This window comes from Kosakonia sp. HypNH10, assembly GCF_029850615.1.
Lineage (GTDB): Bacteria > Pseudomonadota > Gammaproteobacteria > Enterobacterales > Enterobacteriaceae > Kosakonia > Kosakonia cowanii.
Genome location: NZ_JAOTIU010000007.1, coordinates 124842 through 141773, shown reverse-complemented (window position 1 = coordinate 141773; position 16932 = coordinate 124842). Strand labels below are relative to the sequence as shown.

At 60.5% G+C, this 16932-nt stretch carries 15 protein-coding genes; 6 read left to right on the top strand and 9 right to left on the bottom strand.

Features of this window, described 5'->3' with window-relative positions; genetic code table 11:
• The first annotated feature begins 19 nt into the window (after positions 1-19).
• Together fdhF and hypF are read left to right on the top strand one after the other, a co-directional pair.
• The gene (fdhF, locus tag N7V53_RS18695) at positions 20-2170 is read left to right on the top strand and encodes a formate dehydrogenase subunit alpha (protein WP_279794432.1); all 2151 of its coding nucleotides are present in this window, start codon (positions 20-22) and stop codon (positions 2168-2170) included.
• Between the two features lie 4 nt (positions 2171-2174).
• Positions 2175-4448, top strand: coding sequence for a carbamoyltransferase HypF (hypF, locus tag N7V53_RS18690; protein ID WP_279794430.1), 2274 nt, complete (start codon positions 2175-2177; stop codon positions 4446-4448).
• On the opposite strand, the gene norW is transcribed toward hypF, so the two are convergent.
• On the bottom strand, positions 4393-5526 hold the full coding sequence (norW, locus tag N7V53_RS18685; RefSeq protein WP_279794428.1) for an NADH:flavorubredoxin reductase NorW: 1134 nt from the start codon (positions 5524-5526) through the stop codon (positions 4393-4395). The genes hypF and norW overlap by 56 nt on opposite strands.
• The gene (gene norV, locus N7V53_RS18680) at positions 5523-6965 is read right to left on the bottom strand and encodes an anaerobic nitric oxide reductase flavorubredoxin (RefSeq protein ID WP_279794426.1); all 1443 of its coding nucleotides are present in this window, start codon (positions 6963-6965) and stop codon (positions 5523-5525) included. Before norV ends, norW begins: the two co-directional genes overlap by 4 nt.
• 181 nt (positions 6966-7146) lie before the next feature.
• On the opposite strand from norV, the gene norR reads away from it, so the two are divergent.
• On the top strand, positions 7147-8661 hold the full coding sequence (norR, locus tag N7V53_RS18675; protein ID WP_279794424.1) for a nitric oxide reductase transcriptional regulator NorR: 1515 nt from the start codon (positions 7147-7149) through the stop codon (positions 8659-8661).
• Here norR and gutQ read toward each other — a convergent pair.
• The 7 genes from gutQ to N7V53_RS18640 all read right to left on the bottom strand — a co-directional run bounded on the left by gutQ (position 8658) and on the right by N7V53_RS18640 (position 13827).
• Positions 8658-9623 carry an arabinose-5-phosphate isomerase GutQ gene (gene gutQ, locus N7V53_RS18670; protein WP_279794422.1) on the bottom strand — a complete coding sequence of 322 codons (966 nt, stop codon included), beginning with the start codon at positions 9621-9623 and terminating at the stop codon, positions 8658-8660. The genes norR and gutQ overlap by 4 nt on opposite strands.
• Positions 9616-10389: a DNA-binding transcriptional repressor gene (locus N7V53_RS18665; RefSeq protein ID WP_042714694.1), complete on the bottom strand. Its 774-nt coding sequence runs from the start codon at positions 10387-10389 to the stop codon at positions 9616-9618. Before N7V53_RS18665 ends, gutQ begins: the two co-directional genes overlap by 8 nt.
• Positions 10390-10456: 67 nt before the next feature.
• Positions 10457-10816: a transcriptional regulator GutM gene (gutM, locus tag N7V53_RS18660; RefSeq protein WP_023480516.1), complete on the bottom strand. Its 360-nt coding sequence runs from the start codon at positions 10814-10816 to the stop codon at positions 10457-10459.
• Positions 10817-11140: 324 nt separating this feature from the next.
• The gene (srlD, locus tag N7V53_RS18655) at positions 11141-11920 is read right to left on the bottom strand and encodes a sorbitol-6-phosphate dehydrogenase (RefSeq protein WP_279794419.1); all 780 of its coding nucleotides are present in this window, start codon (positions 11918-11920) and stop codon (positions 11141-11143) included.
• Between the two features lie 17 nt (positions 11921-11937).
• Positions 11938-12300 carry a PTS glucitol/sorbitol transporter subunit IIA gene (srlB, locus tag N7V53_RS18650; protein ID WP_279794417.1) on the bottom strand — a complete coding sequence of 121 codons (363 nt, stop codon included), beginning with the start codon at positions 12298-12300 and terminating at the stop codon, positions 11938-11940.
• A 10-nt stretch (positions 12301-12310) separates the two neighbouring features.
• On the bottom strand, positions 12311-13270 hold the full coding sequence (locus N7V53_RS18645) for a PTS glucitol/sorbitol transporter subunit IIB (protein WP_279794415.1): 960 nt from the start codon (positions 13268-13270) through the stop codon (positions 12311-12313).
• Positions 13267-13827, bottom strand: a complete 561-nt coding sequence (locus N7V53_RS18640) for a PTS glucitol/sorbitol transporter subunit IIC (RefSeq protein WP_042714687.1) — start codon at positions 13825-13827, stop codon at positions 13267-13269. The genes N7V53_RS18645 and N7V53_RS18640 overlap by 4 nt, the downstream gene beginning before the upstream one ends.
• A 269-nt stretch (positions 13828-14096) precedes the next feature.
• Between N7V53_RS18640 and mltB the strand changes: the two genes are divergently transcribed.
• From mltB to N7V53_RS18625, 3 genes are all read left to right on the top strand, one after another.
• Positions 14097-15179, top strand: a complete 1083-nt coding sequence (gene mltB, locus N7V53_RS18635; protein WP_023480659.1) for a lytic murein transglycosylase B — start codon at positions 14097-14099, stop codon at positions 15177-15179.
• A 227-nt stretch (positions 15180-15406) separates the two neighbouring features.
• A complete protein-coding gene (locus N7V53_RS18630) occupies positions 15407-16069 on the top strand; it encodes an ATP-binding cassette domain-containing protein (RefSeq protein WP_279794412.1) in 663 nt (220 codons plus the stop codon).
• On the top strand, positions 16066-16929 hold the full coding sequence (locus N7V53_RS18625) for a metal ABC transporter permease (RefSeq protein ID WP_279794410.1): 864 nt from the start codon (positions 16066-16068) through the stop codon (positions 16927-16929). The genes N7V53_RS18630 and N7V53_RS18625 overlap by 4 nt, the downstream gene beginning before the upstream one ends.
• Positions 16930-16932 lie beyond the last annotated feature (3 nt).

The window sequence follows — 16932 nt, the reverse complement described above, 5'->3', positions numbered from 1 at the left end:
TTTAACAGGTCTGTTACTGATGAAGAAGATCACAAGTGTTTGCCCATACTGCGGCGCGGGCTGCAAACTGAAACTGGTTGTTGATGACGGAAAAATCATCCGCGCGGAAGCTGCCGACGGCCATACCAACCAGAATGAACTCTGCCTGAAAGGCTACTACGGCTGGGATTTCCTCAACGACACCAAGCTGCTCACCCCGCGCCTGACGCAACCGATGATCCGCTATCAGAAAGGGGGCAAGCTCACCCCGGTCAGCTGGGATGAAGCGATCCGCTACACCGCTAAGCGCCTTAGCGAAATCAAAGCCCAGTTCGGCCCGCGCGCCATTATGACGACCGGTTCATCACGCGGGACGGGGAATGAAACCAACTATGTGATGCAGAAGTTCGCCCGTGGCGTGCTCAACACCAACAATGTCGACTGCTGCGCCCGCGTCTGCCATGGCCCCTCTGTTGCCGGGTTGCAGGAGACCCTCGGCAACGGCGCGATGAGTAACTCCATCAGTGATATTGAAAACTCCCGCTGCCTGCTTATTTTTGGCTACAACTGCGCCGATTCACACCCGATCGTGGCGCGAAGAGTGATTAAAGCGCGGCAAAATGGCGCGAAAATTATTGTCTGTGACCCGCGTCGTATTGAGACAGCGCGCATCGCCGACCAGCATCTGCAACTGAAAAATGGCTGCAATATGGCGCTGGTCAACGCCTTTGGCTATGTGCTGCTTGAAGAGGAGCTGTATGACAAAGATTATGTCGCCAGCTTTACCACCGGGCTGGATGCCTACCGTGAAACGGTAAAAGAGTACGCCCCGGAAGCGGTGGAACACCTCACCGGCGTGCCGGCAAAACAGGTACGCCAGGCGATGCGCACCTTTGCCGCCGCGCCGTCGGCCACCATTATGTGGGGCATGGGCGTGACGCAGTTTGGTCAGGCGGTCGATGTGGTGAAAGGGTTATCGAGCCTTGCGCTGCTCACCGGCAACCTCGGCCGCGAGCATGTCGGCGTCGGCCCGGTGCGCGGGCAAAATAACGTGCAAGGCGCGTGCGATATGGGCGTCATCCCCAACCAGTTCCCCGGTTATCAGGATGTGGTTGACCCACAGGTACGGGCGAAATTCGCCGCTGCCTGGGGGATCGATCCGGCGGTGATGGATGACCAGGTGGGCGTGCGCATTACCGAAGTGCCGCACCTGGCGCTGGAGGGCAAAGTGAAAGCCTACTACATCATGGGCGAGGATCCGCTCCAGACCGAAGCGGACCTGGGCCTGGTGCGTAAAGGCTTTGAGGCCCTCGACTTTATCGTGGTGCAGGACATCTTTATGACCAAAACCGCCGAGCAGGCAGACGTGCTGCTGCCCGCCACCTCGTGGGGCGAACATGGCGGCGTCTTTACCTGTGCCGACCGCGGTTTCCAGCGCTTCGAAAAAGCGATTGAGCCGACCTATAACGTCAAACGTGACTGGGAGATTATCAGCCTGATCGCCACCGAGATGGGCTACCCGATGCACTACGACAACAATCAGCAGATCTGGGACGAGCTGCGCGAACTCTGCCCGCTCTTTTACGGCGTCACCTACGAGAAGATGGGCGATATGGGCCATGTTCAGTGGCCGTGCCCGACCCTCGATCACCCCGGCACGCCTTACCTTTACCACGACAACAAGTTTGATACGCCGGATGGCAAAGGCCACCTTTTCGCCGCACCGTGGCGTGCGCCCGCCGAGCGCCCGGACAGCGAATTCCCGCTGGTGCTCTGTACCGTGCGCGAAGTGGGGCACTACTCCTGCCGTTCAATGACTGGCAACTGCGCGGCGCTGCAAACCCTCGCCGATGAGCCGGGCTTTGTGCAGATCAACCCGCAGGATGCCAATGCGCTGGGGATCCGCGACCGTCAGCTGGTGTGGGTAGAGTCGCGTCGCGGGAAGGTGATCACCCGCGCGGATGTCAGCGAGCGCATCAACCAGGGCAGCGTCTATATGACCTACCAGTGGTGGATCGGTGCCTGTAACGAGCTGACGCAGGATAATCTGGATCCGATATCGAAAACGCCGGAGACCAAATATTGCGCGGTACGGGTGAGTGCGATCAACGATCAGCCCTGGGCCGAAGCGTACACTCAGCGCACCTATCAACAGATGAAGACGCGCCTGCGCGATGCGGCGCTGCAATGATGATATGAGCCAAAGCCCTGGGGTTTGCTTACGCGTTTACGGAAAAGTGCAGGGGGTGGGCTTCCGCCCCTTTGTCTGGCAGCTGGCGCAGCAGCTGGCGCTGAACGGCGATGTCTGTAACGACGCGCAGGGGGTAGAGATACGCCTCGCTGGCGACGCGCAGGCTTTTATCCGCCTTCTGCACCAGCGCTGCCCGCCACTGGCGCGCATCGATCGCGTTGAGCAGCACCCCTTTCACTGGCCTGTTTTACCGCAGGCCTTCACCATCCGCGACAGCGCGGGCGGGGCAATGGATACGCAGATTGTTCCCGATGCCGCAACCTGTCCTGATTGCCTGGCCGAGATGTTCGACCCCGCCGGGCGCCGTTACCGTTACCCCTTTATCAACTGCACCCACTGCGGGCCGCGTTTTACCATCATTCATGCCATGCCCTATGACCGCCCGTTGACGGTGATGGCGGCGTTTCCCCTCTGCCCGGAGTGCGAAGCGGAGTATCGCAATCCGCTGGACAGGCGATTTCACGCCCAGCCGGTGGCCTGCGCGGAATGCGGCCCACAACTGAGCTGGCATGATGCGAGCTACCGGGCAGCGGGCGAAGAGGCGTTGCAGATGGCGGTGGCGCTAATCAAAAGCGGCGGCGTGGTGGCGGTGAAAGGCATCGGCGGCTTCCATCTTGTCTGCGATGCGGGCAACGAGGCCGCCGTGCTCTATCTGCGCGCGCGAAAACAGCGTCCGACCAAACCGCTGGCGGTGATGCTGGCGTCAAGCGACGGGCTCTCCCCTGAAGCGCAGCGCCTGCTGGCCACGCCTGCGGCACCGATTGTGCTGGTGGAGAGCGCAAGCGTCAGCGGCCTGTGCGATGCCATTGCGCCTGGGCTTGATGAGACTGGTGTGATGCTGCCTTCAAACCCGGTGCAGCATCTGCTGGCGCAGGCGTTGCAGCGCCCGCTGGTGATGACCTCCGGCAACCTCAGCGGTAAACCGCCCGCACTCACCAACGCTGCCGCGCAGGCCGAGCTGGCGTCGATAGTCGATGGTTTTCTGCTGCATAATCGCGACATTGTGCAGCGTATGGATGACTCCGTGGTGCGGGCGAGCGGTGAGATGCTGCGGCGCGCCAGGGGCTATGTACCCGATGCGCTGCCGCTGCCGCCGGGCTTTCGCGATATTCCGCCGCTGCTCTGCCTCGGCGCGCAGATGAAAAATACCTTCTGCCTGCTGCGCGGCGATCGTGCCGTGCCGGGGCAGCATTTCGGTGATTTAACCGATGAGGGCGTCGAGGCGCAGTGGCAAAACGCCCTGCGCCTGATGCAGCAGATCTACGATTTCACGCCACAGCAGGTGGTGGTGGACGCGCATCCCGCTTACCGCACTCGTGCATGGGCGGATCGTTCGGGACTACCGGTTCACACCGTGCTGCATCACCACGCCCACGCCGCCGCCTGCCTTGGCGAGTATAGCTGGCCGCTCGACGGCGGGGACGTAATTGCCATAACCCTTGATGGCATCGGCATGGGCGAGGGCGGTGCGCTGTGGGGCGGGGAGTGTTTGCGGGTTAACTACCGCGACTGCGAGCATCTCGGCGGCCTGCCAGCTGTGGCGCTGCCGGGGGGCGATCTCGCCGCGCGTCAGCCGTGGCGCAACTTGCTGGCGCAGATGCTGGCCTTTGTTGAGAGGTGGCAGGCGTACCCGGAAACGGCGCTTATCCAACAGCAGAACTGGCCGGTGCTGGAGCGAGCAATCGCGCGCGGCATCAACGCGCCGCTGGCCTCATCCTGCGGGCGTCTGTTTGATGCGCTAGCCTGCGCGCTCGGCTGCGCGCCAGAACACCTGAGCTATGAAGGGGAGGCCGCCTGCCAGTTGGAAGCGCTGGCGGCAAAGGCGGAAAACGTTGAGCACCCGGTGAAAATGCCGCTTTGCGGGAACCGGCTCGATCTGGCGACCTTCTGGCAGACGTGGCTGGGCTGGCAGGCTCTACCCTCCGCGCGGGCGTGGGCATTCCACGATGCGCTGGCGTGCGGCTTTGCCGGGCTTGCGCGCGAGCAGGCTCGAAAGCGCGGCATTACGACGCTGGTTTTCAGCGGCGGCGTGCTGCATAACCGCCTGCTCAAAGCCCGCTTACAGCACTACCTGGCCGATTTCACGCTGCTCTTTCCCCACCAGCTTCCGGCCGGGGATGGCGGCATCGCCTTCGGCCAGGGGCTGGTGGCGGCCGCGCGGGCTATTGCCCCAGCGCCTTCAGCAGCGCAAAGGCCTCTTTCATGCGATCTTCACTGACCACAAAAGCGCGCAGCTTATCATCAATGTCGATCCCTTTCGCCACCATGCCTGCGGCATCGGTAGCGATGCTCCAGCATAGGTCGGCGCGCGAGGTTTCGCCCGCCAAATGCAGCGGCATCAGAGGCGTTTTCACCTTCACCAGCATCGGCGGCAGCGTCAGTTGCGATGAGCTGCCGGTGAGGTTTTTCGCCAGCGTCATGGCGCTGAGCTGAATGGGTTGCAGGAAGGGCAGCACCTGACCGTGGATTTCGGCGCAGTCGCCCAGCGCGAAGATATGCGGATGGCTGGTTTGCAGCGTTGCGTCGACGACAATTCCGCGGCGGGTCTCCAGCCCGGCAGCTTGCGCCAGTGCGGTGTGCGGCAGCAGGCCGGTGGCGGCGACCACCACATCGGCATCGACACTGCGCTCATCATCCAGTCGCGCCCGCACGCCACTCTCCCGAGCCTCAAGCCGCGCCAGCTTTGATGCGAGCAGCAGGCGCACGCCGCTTGCCGTCAGGCAGTGTTGCAGGCGAGCGCTCACCTCCGGCGGCATCAGCGCCGGAAGGATGCTGGCGGCGTTATCCAGCAGGGTGACGGTTTTGCCCGCGCGCTGAAAATCCATCGCTAACTCACAGCCAATCAGCCCGGCACCGACAATCAGCACCCGCTTTGCCGCCCGCAGTTGCTCTTCGCAGGCGTGGTACTCCTGCAAACTGTTGAGGTTGAGCATCATTTCACGCCCCGGCAGCGGCGGCACAAACGCTTTCGCCCCGGTTGCCAGCACTAACTTATCGTACTGCCAGCTTCTGTCGGCGCTTTTCACCACCTGCGCATGGGGATCGATGGCGGTGACAAAGGTGTAGGGGAAAAGGCGCACGTTAAACTGCTCGGCGAAGTCGCCCGCTGTCTGGCGGATCAGATCCTCAGCGCGCTGCGCCTGGCTTATCACATGGCTCAGCTCCGGCTTGCTGTAATCTTCCATGCCGTCGGCGGCAATCAGCGTCAGCGGCACTTGGCTGTCCAGCTTACGGATATTTTTCACCAGCGTGCGGGCGGCGAAGCCCGAGCCGATAATCACAATCCCGGCGCTCATTTTGCCTCCACAGCCAGTTCGTCAAACACCACTTTGCCAAGGGAGCACTCCGGGCAGAGGAAGGAGTCCGGCACTTCAGACCACGGCGTACCCGGCGCGACATCCTGCATCGGCTCGCCTGTTTGCGGGTCATAAATCCACTGGCAGACGCTGCACTGCATACGCGGGCCGAGATCGGCGGCTGATTCTGCGCAGCCACAGGCGGCCTGCGCGGCGGGCTGGCTGAGCGGTTCCGGCAGCGGAGCGAGCGCCCACTGGCGGGCAATGTCGCGCCCGTGCTGGCGGCAGATCTCCAGCGCATCGACATCGGGCCGCCATTTCGCTTTCAGGCTGAGAGACATTTCAAACCCGGCATCCTGCAAACGCGTTGAGAGGCGATCGACCGCGCCGCCGCTCCAGCCGTGGGAGCCAAAGGCGCTGGCGCGCTTATTGCGAAAACGCAGGCCGGTGATCTCCTCCACCAGCCCGGCGATCTTCGGCATCATCACGTTGTTCATCGTCGACGTGCCGACCAGCACCCCTTTGGAGCGGAAGACATTGGTGAGCACGTCGTTTTTATCGCTGCGCGCGACGTTAAAGATTTTCACCGCCACGCGCGGATCGACTTCGGTAATCCCCTGGGCGATGGCGTCGGCCATCATGCGGGTGTTGTTCGACATGGTGTCGTAGAAAATGGTGATGCGATCTTCCTGATAATCCGCCGCCCATTTCAGATACAACTCAACAATCTGCGTCGGGTTATCGCGCCACACCACGCCGTGGGAGGTGGCAATCATCTCCACCGGCAGGTTAAAGCTGAGGATCTCGGTAATTTTCGGCGTTACCAGGCGGCTAAAGGGGGTGAGGATATTGGCGTAGTAGCGCTGGCACTGCTCAAACAGCTCGGCCTGATCCACCTCATCATTGAACAGATGTTCGTCGCAGTAGTGCTGGCCGAAGGCGTCATTGCTGAACAGCACGGCGTCGCCGGTCAGGTAGGTCATCATGCTGTCGGGCCAGTGCAGCATCGGCGTTTCGACAAAGATCAGCTGTTTGCCGTTGCCAATATCCAGCGTATCGCCGGTTTTCACCACATGGAAATTCCATTCAGGGTGGTGATGATGTCCGTTAATCGAGTCGATTGCGTTATGGGTGCAGTAGATCGGCGTATTGGGGATGTGCGACATCAGCTCCGTCAGCGCGCCCGCGTGATCCTCTTCAGCGTGGTTAATGACGATGTAGTCGATCATCGTCAGATCGATTTCGCCACGCAGGTTCTGCACGAACTCGCGGCTGAATTTGTGATCGACGGTGTCGATCAGCACGTTTTTGCCTTCGCGGATCAGGTAACTGTTATAGCTGCTGCCCTTCAGGGTTTTGTATTCGGTGCCGTGAAAATCGCGGACTTCCCAGTCGCGCTGTCCTACCCAGTGAATGTTGTTTTTTACGTGAATCGCCATGATCGTAGTCCTGTGCAGTTTCTCAATGTGATACATGGCTATATCAAGAGGCGTGCCAGCTTTTTATCATTTTGATATTGATATATTTTTTAAAATCCATTCAAAATTATAATGTCATTATGACTATGATAAATACAGTCAATATGACACCATGCATTGTCAAAAAGACAGTGAGGTCAGAATGAGTTTTTCACTGAATGTGCTGGCGGGCATCGCCATTGAGCTGCAAAGCGGGATCGGGCACGCGGATCGTTTCCAGCGGCTGATTACCACCCTGCGTCAGGTGCTGGCGTGCGACGCCTCGGCGCTGCTGCGCTACGAGGCGCGGCAGTTTATTCCGCTGGCGATCGATGGGCTGGCGCAGGATGTGCTCGGGCGGCGCTTTACCCTTGAAGGCCACCCGCGGCTGGAAGCGATTGCCCGCGCTGGCGATGTGGTGCGCTTTCCCGCCGACAGCGATCTGCCCGATCCCTATGATGGCCTGATCCCCGGCCAGGAGAAACTCAAGGTACACGCCTGCGTCGGCCTGCCGCTGTTTGCCGGGCAAAACCTGATTGGCGCGCTGACGCTTGATGGCATGTCGCCGGATCAATTCGACGCTTTCAGCGACGAGGAGCTGCGGCTGGTTGCCGCGCTGGCGGCAGGCGCGCTCAATAACGCGTTGCTGATTGAGGAGCTGGAGCGACAGAACATGCTGCCCGGTGCGCCCGCGGCGTTTGAGCAGGTCGCGCGCAGCGAGATGATTGGCCTGTCGCCAGGGATGGTGCAGCTGAAAAAAGAGATCGCCATCGTAGCACCTTCGGATCTCAACGTGCTGATTGGCGGCGAAACCGGCACCGGTAAAGAGCTGGTGGCAAAGGCGATCCATGAAGCCTCGCCGCGCGCCGACAAGCCGCTGGTCTACCTCAACTGTGCCGCGCTGCCGGAGAGCGTCGCCGAGAGCGAACTCTTCGGTCATGTGAAAGGGGCCTTTACCGGAGCCATCAGCAACCGCAGCGGCAAATTTGAAATGGCCGATAACGGCACGCTGTTTCTTGATGAGATTGGCGAGCTTTCGTTATCGCTACAGGCGAAGCTGCTGCGCGTGTTGCAGTATGGCGATATTCAGCGCGTCGGCGATGATCGCAGCCAGCGCGTCGATGTGCGGGTGCTGGCCGCCACCAACCGCGATCTGCGCGAAGAGGTGGTTGCCGGACGGTTTCGCGCCGACCTCTATCACCGGCTGAGCGTCTTTCCCTTACAGGTGCCGCCGCTGCGCGAGCGGGGTGAGGACTTAGTGCTGCTGGCGGGCTATTTTTGTGAGCAGTGCCGCCTGCGTTTTGGTCTGGGGCGCGTGGCGTTAAGCCCCGCCGCGCGTGCGCATTTACAGCGCTATGGCTGGCCGGGGAACGTGCGCGAGCTGGAGCATGCCATCCACCGGGCGGTGGTGCTGGCGCGCGGTACGCAGCATGCCGGGGAGATCGTGCTGGAAGCGCATCACTTTGCCCTGAGCGATGAGCCTGCGCCGCAGGCAAAGCCGGTAAGCGTGCCGTTAAGCGGGCAAAACCTGCGTGAAGCGACAGAGGCGTTCCAGCGCACACTTATCTCCCGCGCACTTGAGGAGAACGGCGGCAAGTGGGCCGCCTGCGCCAGAGCGCTGGAGATGGACGTCGCCAACCTGCACCGGCTGGCGAAGCGTCTTGGGCTGAAGGACTAGAGAATACCGGCCTGGTAAAAGTCCTGCAGGTTAATAGCGCCGACCAGTTCACCTGCATCATCCACCACCGGTGCGGCGGCGATTTTGCGCTGCATCAGGCGCTCTTTGGCATCCACCGCGCGGCTGCTGGCTTCAAGGGTAATGCCGCCCGGCGTCATCGCCTCGCTGACCGCTGCGGTTAAGGCTCCGCCCGCCACCAGCCAGCGGCGCAGGTCGCCATCCGTAAACACCCCGTGCACGTGGTGCCCGGCGTCGCAGACCGCCACCAGGCCCAGCCCGGTGCGGCTTAGCTCCAGCATCGCGTCCATCACGCTGCTGGTCAGCGTTACCTGCGGCACCTGGTCCGCTTTGCGCATCAGATGATGCACTTTGTTCAGCAGCCGTGCGCCCAGCGCACCCGCCGGATGCGAGCGGGCAAAGTCCTCTTCGTCAAAGCCGCGCGCCTGCATCACCGCAATCGCCAGCGCATCGCCCATCATCAGCGTGTTGACGGTGCTGGAGGTGGGAGCGAGGTGCATCGGGCAGGCTTCGCGCTCAACGGCGATATCCAGCACCGCGTGGGCGGCGAGCGCCAGCGGCGAACGCGGTTTCCCGGTCATCGCCAGCAGCGTGACGGCTTTCTCGTCGAGACGCGGCAGGATCAAATCCAGCTCTTTTGCCGAGCCGGAGTAGGAGATAAACAGCATCACGTCGCGGCTCTCGATCATGCCGAGATCGCCGTGCAGCGCCTCTGCCGGGTGAACAAAAAAAGCCGGTGTGCCGGTGCTGGCGAAAGTAGCGGCAATCTTTTTGCCGATATGCCCGGACTTACCGATCCCGGAGACAATCACTTTGCCTTTGCAGTTCAGCACCGTTTCAGCGGCGCGGACGAAATCGTCGCCGAGGCGCTCCGGCAGGCGGCTTGCTTCCTGTAGTTCCAGCAGCAGCGCCTGGCGGGCGGCGTTAATAAAAGAGTCACGCATTTTCTTCTCCGGCAATAATCACATCGATTCCTTTCTCTTCCAGCGCGGCACGAACGTCCGGCGGGATCCCGGCGTCGGTAATCAGCTTATCGACGCTCTCAAGGCTGCAAACAATATTGGGGCTTTTACGGCCAAACTTGGAGGAGTCCGCCATCAGGATCACTTCGCGGGCGGCGTTGCACATCGCTTTGCTGACGGTGAAGACCTCATTAAAGGTGGTCACCCCGGCGTTGAGATCGATGCCGTCGGTGCCCATAAACAGCTTGTCGAAGCTGAACTGTTCAAAGGCGTTCTCCGCCAGCTGGCCGTGGAAGGAGGCCGATTTTTTACGGAATGTGCCGCCGGGCATCAGGATGGTCTGTTCGTTATCCAGCTCTGACAGGGCGTTGACGATATGCAGGCTGTTGGTCATCACGGTGATGTTATTGAAGTGGCTGAGCAGCGGCACCATTTGCAGCACCGTGCTGCCCGCGTCGAGGATAATCGAGTCGCCGTCGTGAATGTAGCCAACGGCTGCTTCGGCAATCAGCCCCTTTTGCACGGTGTTGATCAACGTTTTGTGATCGATGGGCGGATCGGCCTCGTCTTTATTAAGCACCACCCCGCCGTAGGTGCGGATCACCGCACCGGACTGCTCCAGCGCGACCAGATCTTTGCGGATGGTCGTCCCGGTGGTATCAAAGTGGTGTGCCAGCTCTTCAACAGAACACTTTCCCTGCTTCTGAAGATGCTCAAGAATTGCCGCCTGACGCTGACGTGGTTTCATAGGCGAAGATATCCTGCGTTACGTTGCGAAATGATAATTTCGCAAGCTATTAGCGTTCACAACGAAATTATCCATGTTTCATTTTAAGCGCCAATGATAGAGCATTCTGACAGCCAGGATCATGGGGAAAGATCACATCGGGCTCTAATTCCTCTCTTTTTACGCCGATTAAGCGCTCGATTTTGCTCGGGCGGGCAAAAACCGTGAGTCCGCGCATCAGCAGCGTGTCGCTGACGCGATCGTGTTGATCGAAGGCCACCGCCAGCACCACACGCGGTTTGAAGCGCCCGCCCGAGCGCCCAACGCCGACGCGCCCGCGCTGGCAGAGGGCGTCGAAAGCTTTGTTGAACTGGCGGATTTGCCAGCCGCCAAGCGCCAGCTGGCTGAGCCAGGCGATAACGGCGAGAGTGATAAGGGATGAAACCATCGGTGTCTCCTTTATAAATCGCTGAACCCGTAGGCCTGATAAGCGCAGCGCCATCAGGCGTTAGTGCGGGCGGTTTGCCGGATGGCGGCTAACGCCTTATCCGGCCTACAAAACCACAGCGCCATCAGGCATTTGTGCGGTCGGTTTGCCGGATGGCGGCTAACGCCTTATCCGGCCTACGAAAACCCAGGTTCACATAACTCGCTGAACCCGTTGGCCTGATAAGCGCAGCGCCATCAGGCATTTGTGCGGTCGGTTTGCCGGATGGCGGCTGACGCCTTATCCGGCCTACAAAACCACAGCGCCATTAGGCGTTGGGTCGAATCAGAACATCACCTGACCGCCGGTGACGTTGATTGACTGGCCGGTACAGTAGGAGGCTTTCGGGCTGGCGTAGAACATCAGCACGTTCAGCACATCCTGATAATCGCAGCCGCGCTTCAGCGGCACTTTATCAACGTAATGCTGCTCCACTTCCTCTGCCGGGATGCCCAGCTTGCTGGCGTATTGCGGGATCAGCGACTGGAACATCGGTGACTTTAGCAGGTTGCCGAGCATCAGCGAGTGCACGGTAATGCCATACTCCGCCAGATCCAGCGCCAGGGATTGCGTCAGCCCCACGCCGCCAAACTTCGCCGCGCTGTAGCCGGAGTTGTGCTTGCTGCCCACTTTTCCGGACTTGGAGTTGATCTGGATAATGCGCCCCTGAATGCCATCGCGGATCATCAATTTGGCAAACTCGCGGGCACAAAGGAAATAGCCCACCAGGTTGACTTGCAATGAGCGGTCAAAATCCCCCAGCGCAAAGTCGCTGATAAACGCCGCTTTGGCGATCCCGGCGCTGTAGACCAGCAGATCGGCGCGGCCAAAAATCTCATCAACACCGCGCGCCAGCGCCAGCACGCTCTGCTCGCTGGTGGCGTCGGCACCAAAGCCATAGGCCATCCCTTCGCCAAACTCACTGTTAATTTCATGTGCGACCGTCGCCGCTTTATCACTCTGAATATCAACAACCGCCACGCGGTAGCCTTCTGCGGCAAGCCCACGGCTGAGGAACGCCCCGAGGGTCTGTCCTCCACCAATGACAACGGCAACCTGTTTCATACTCTTCTCCTTAGACCTTAAGCGACAAATTTTAAAATGCAGCCCGGCGCGATAGCGTCCGGTATCGGGCCGGCGACGTGCACCGTGCCCGGAAACTCCGCCTGCGTCTGTCCATCGAAACGCAGGGTGATATGGCCCAGCTCGCGCAAATTCTGCTCGGCGACCTCGCCGACGGCGGTGACGGGGTAGTGCTTTTCACCGAGCGTAAACTGCGCGCCCGGCAGCAGCGCGCCGCAGAGCGGGCCGTGGTTATGGATAAAACAGAACTCGGCGACATCGGCAGGCGCGCCCTCCCGGAAGGTGATCAGCATGTTGTCGCTGAGCGCCTCCGGTGCGCTTTCGCCAATTGCAGTTATGGTGGTTTGATAGATAACGGTCATACATCACCCCTTATTGATAGATAAAACCGGAGACAAACCAGGCGATCAGCACCGTTGGCGCACCGGTTAAAAAGCGGCTTACCAGCACGGAAGGGACACCGACGCGTACCGTCTCCTGGCGGGCTTCCGCCAGCGAGAGGCCAACGGGAATAAAGTCGCAGGCGGCCTGGGCGTTAATCGCGAACAGTGCCGGCAGCGCAAGGTGCGGAGGGATATGCCCCTGGCCTATCTGCACGCCAATCAGCACGCCGATAACCTGAGCGATAACCGCCCCCGGGCCAAGAAAAGGCGAGAGCAGCGGGAAGGAGCAAATCAGCGCCAGCGTCACCAGCCCGAGCGGATGGCTGGCCAGCGGCGCGAGGCCATGAGCGATCCAGTCGCCCAGCCCGGAAGCCATGATGATGCCGATTAGCGCCGAGACGAAGGCCATAAACGGCAGGATGGTTTTCAGCACCGTATCAATGGTGTCGCGACCGGCCTGGAACAGCACCGCCACCGCCGAACCCATGCCCATGCCGACTTTCGCCAGCAGGCCATCGCTCTGCTCGGTGATCTTTTTCGTGGTGTCGTAATCCCGCGGCTGGGGCGCGCTGGCAGCCGGAGCGTCACCCTGCAGCCGGATGTTCTCCTCTTTCACCCCGGAGACATAGATATCCTCAAGGATGTATTGCGCCAGCGGCCCCGATTTGCCCGTCGCATGAATATTGACGGTCGGAATGCGGCGTTTGGGGTAGATGCCGCAGCGCAGGGTGCCGCCGCAGTCAATTACCGCCACGCCGATCTCCTCTTCGGGCGGTTCGCCCTCTTTAAAGCCGTCCACCGCTTGCCACCCAGTCAGCTGTGCCAGTTTGTCGACAATTGCCGGGCGCGTGCCCGCGGTGATATAGACGATCTTCTTCTCGCTGCTGGCATCGATCTCCAGCGGGCCGCCCCAGCCGCCGGCACCTTTTTCAATAATGATTCGGCTCATGATTTTGCTCCGGCGAGGTGAACCTCTTGTGCAAGCTGAATGCCCATTTTTCGCTCAAAAATGCGGGTAGTGAGATCGGTGACCCAGCCACGGAAGAAGTTGGTCACCAGGCCGACCAGCAGGTAGCTCACCGCCAGCGGGCCGAGAGGTAAGCCGAGCGTAGTAAGGCCGCTGGCGATACCGAGGTAGACAAACAGCTCGCCGGGGTTGATATGCGGGAAGAGGCCGTTCATTGAGTGGCAGCTGTAGGAAGCGGCGGCGTAGTAGCTTGGTTTGTATCTCTCCGGCATAAAGCGCCCGAGGCTTAACGTCATCGGGTTACAGAACACAAATGTGCCGATGCAGGGCAGCAGTAAGTAGCGGGCGAGCGGGTTGCCCGCGCAGCGCTGGGCAAGTTTTTCAATGCGGTGTTGGCCAATAAAATTAATCAGCGCGTTCATGATCACCAGCAGGCTTATCAGCAGCGGCAAAATACCGGTCACCATGCCGGTAAAGACCTCACCGCCTTTCTGAAACAGCCCGATGAACCATTCGGCACCATGCGTGATGGTTTCCATTGTTCTCTCCTGTAGGGGGTTTTGTTATGTCACCGGGCGCTATCATAATCATGATGAAAGGTCTTAATGTGTTATTTAGATCTCACTATGAAAGAAAAAATGATCATTTTGAAAGTTTTTGCGAGATGCTTCGGTTTTAAATGAATGAAAAGGGGAGGGGATACAGAGGAAATGCGATCCTCTACGCAGGTGATGCCGCGCTTCCTTGTCGGCGGGGAAATGCTTTACCATACTTGCCCCCTGGCTGAATTCGTTTAAGTGGATATCCCATGTTGAAGCGTTGTTACGCGGCGTTATTGCCCGCGTTTGTTGTGCTCTGTGCCTGTAGCAGTAAACCCCCGCTCGCTGAAGCTCCCCAGACCGTGTCGCCCGCGCCATCCGGCGGCTTTCTGCTTAAACCGCAGCATGAGGTGGTGATGAGCGGCGGCGACTTTGCCAATAACCCGGCGGCAGAGCGCTTTATTGATGCGATGGTGAGCAAGCATGGATTCGACCGTCAGCAGCTGCGTGAGATCCTCTCGCAGGCGAAACGTCTTGATTATGTGTTGCGCCTGATGGACAAACAGGCACCGACGACCGCGGGTCCAACCGGGCCGAACGGGGCGTGGCTGCGCTACCGCAAGCAGTTCATCACGCCGGATAACGTGCAGAACGGTGTCGCCTTCTGGAACCAGTATCAGGATGCCCTTGACCGTGCCTGGCGTGTCTACGGCGTACCGCCGGAAATTATCGTTGGCATTATCGGCGTGGAAACGCGCTGGGGCCGCGTAATGGGCAAAACCCGCATCCTTGATGGGCTGGCGACGCTGGCCTTTGACTACCCGCGCCGCGCGGACTATTTCGCCAGCGAGCTGGAGACCTTCCTGCTGATGGCACGCGATGAGAGCGACGATCCGCTGGAGCTGAAAGGCTCTTTCGCCGGTGCAATGGGCTACGGCCAGTTTATGCCGTCCTCCTATAAGCAGTATGCGGTGGACTTCAACGGCGACGGCCATATCAACCTGTGGGACCCGGTAGATGCGATTGGCAGCGTGGCCAACTACTTCAAACAGCACGGCTGGGTGAAGGGCGATCAGGTTGCGGTTCCGGCTAACGGCCAGGCTCCGGGTCTGGAGAACGGCTTTAAAACCAACTACAGCCTCGGACAGCTGGCGGCGGCGGGTCTGACACCGCAACAGCCGCTGGGCGATCATCAGCAGGCGAGCCTGCTGCGCCTCGATGTCGGCACCGGGTATGAGTACTGGTACGGTTTGCCGAACTTCTACACCATCACCCGCTACAACCACAGCACCCACTACGCGATGGCGGTCTGGCAGCTCGGCCAGGCAGTTGCGCTGGCGCGTATCCAGTAATATTGCTTTCCCCTCCTGCGGGAGGGGATTGAAACATTTCGACGCACTCCCGTTACGCTCCGCGATTTACATCATTATCACTACAGCTTATTGTTACGTTATAACATATGAGGTGTGTGAATGATTCCCGTAACCCTTTTCTCCCTTTCCGCTGCGAGCCGCCTGCTGCTGGCGACAGGGCTGTTACTGCTGCTTTGGTTACTGACTGAGTGGGCGGTTGCGCTGCCATGATTGAACTGGACCACCTGGTGGCGGGCTACGACCGCCTGGCGATCACTCCGGCGCTGTGCGGCACGCTGACGCGCGGGAGTATGACGGCGATTGTCGGTGCCAACGGCTGCGGCAAATCGACACTACTGAAAACCCTTGCGGGGTTTTTGCCGCCGGTCAGCGGCGTGCTGCGCTGGCAGGGCGCGCGGCCAACCATCGGCTGGCTGGCGCAGCGCCACACGCTGGAGGCGCAATTTCCCCTGACGGTGCAGGAGGTGGTCAGCATGGGCTGCTGGCCGCGCATCTCGCTGTTTGCTGGCCTGAACCGCGATGCGCGCAAACGCGTGGCGCAGGGGCTGGAGCGTGTCGGGCTTGCAGAGATGGCTGGCGAGACCATCGACACCCTCTCTGGCGGGCAGTTTCAGCGCATGCTGTTTGCCCGCATATGGGTGCAGAACGCGCCGCTGGTGATGCTCGACGAGCCTTTTACCGGCATCGATGAAGCGACGTCGCAGCTGCTGATGGAGCAGATGGTGGATATGCACCGCGCCGGGCAGACCCTGCTGGCGGTGCTGCACGACAGCGCGCGGGTTACGCGCTACTTTCCGCAGACGCTGCGGCTGGATGAGAAGCAGGCGCAGTGGGGGGCGACGCTGAGCCTTGAGGAGAACTGCGCATGATCTGGCATCTCTTTTTCCAGCCCTTTATCGAATACGGCTTTATGCGCCGCGCGCTGGTGGTCTGCCTTGCGCTCTCTGTCAGCACTACGGCGCTCGGCATCTTTCTGCTGCTGCGGCGCATGAGTCTGATGGGCGATGCGTTATCTCATGCCATCCTGCCCGGCGTCGCGGTCGGCTACCTGCTGAGCGGTATGTCGCTGCTGGCGATGAGTATCGGCGGGTTTATTGCCGGAATTGCCGTGGCGCTGGTTGCGGGGTGGGTGAGCCGCCGGACGCCGCTGAAAGAGGATGCCAGCTTTGCCGGTTTCTACCTTGGCTCGCTGGCGCTGGGCGTGACGCTGGTGTCGCTGCGCGGATCGAACGTCGATCTGCTGCACCTGCTGTTCGGCTCAATCCTTGCGGTGGATCGCGACGCGGCGCTGTTTGTCGCAGGCGTATCCAGCCTGACGCTGGTTACCCTTGCCGTCTGCTATCGCGGATTAGTGAGTGAGGCGTTTGACAGCGCCTTTTTACAGGTCAATGCGCCGCGCTTGCCGGGCGTGCTGCACGGGCTGTTTCTGGCGCTGCTGGTGCTTAACCTGGTGGCCGGTTTTCAGGTGCTCGGCACGCTGATGGCGGTGGGGGTAATGATGCTGCCCGCCGTGGCGGCGCGCTGCTGGGCACGAACCTTACCGCGCCTGTTACTGCTGGCTGCGGCGATTGGCGCACTCTGCGCCTGGCTCGGCTTAAGTCTGTCGTGGTTGGCGGGGCTGCCTGCCGGCCCGGCCATTGTGCTGACTGCCAGCCTTATCTTCTTTTTATCCATCTTATTCGGCACGCGCAGCGGGCTGGCAAACAGCCTGCGCGCGCTTTTTACATAAAGG